Below are 622 nucleotides of genomic sequence, written 5' to 3'. Positions count from 1 at the left end.
GGATCACTCTCTATAAGACCCAAACTAGCATGCTTGAAGACATCCTTTACAATTTCTGTTGCAACACGTGTACCTATCTGTGCATTCAGAATTCCAGCCTCACGCCCATGCGATGCAGGCCTAACTCGAACAAGAAGAGGGCTTTCGTCTTCTGGCGTCGGTAATGAAGATAGTCCCAGAGTTTTTCGATAGCGCTTTAACTCAACAACGAGCTCATGCGGGCAGGCAACTGAACGGGTCTTCCCCCCCTTTGATCGCGGTATCTTATAAAACCAATGCCCGCGAATTATCTTAAAGTTGTTCATTCTAGGTGTATGGCCGGGACGCGCAGTAACTTCCGATATACGAGGATACAGGTGATACAACATAGCGAGCAAAAACCGAGCCCTATTATTCTGCGCCAAATCATCGCCCTCAGGTGGAGACTCAGACAACTCCACGACATAATTCCAGACACACTCCCATTGCGCAATCGTCAGGGACTTCTCAGCCTCCTCACTATTTGCAACACGAGTATTATTAACATTCATTCGCTTAAGCAAGGTTGCGGCTGGATTCCTATAACAAAACTCCATGTCAGAGAGAAATGTGTAATAGCTACTAAGTAAAGATAACTGAGATT

Annotated in this window: 1 pseudogene; it reads right to left on the bottom strand. The window is 46.0% G+C overall.

From position 1 onward, the window contains the following. Positions 1–530: pseudogene (locus tag AB4585_RS23175) on the bottom strand (hypothetical protein); the annotation flags it as partial. Between the last annotated feature and the right edge of the window lie 92 nt (positions 531–622).

The organism is Vibrio sp. 10N.222.49.C9 (genome assembly GCF_041474985.1).
Lineage (GTDB): Bacteria > Pseudomonadota > Gammaproteobacteria > Enterobacterales > Vibrionaceae > Vibrio > Vibrio crassostreae_C.
Note: the sequence above shows the minus strand (reverse complement) of the source record. Positions and strands in the feature narration are given on the sequence as shown.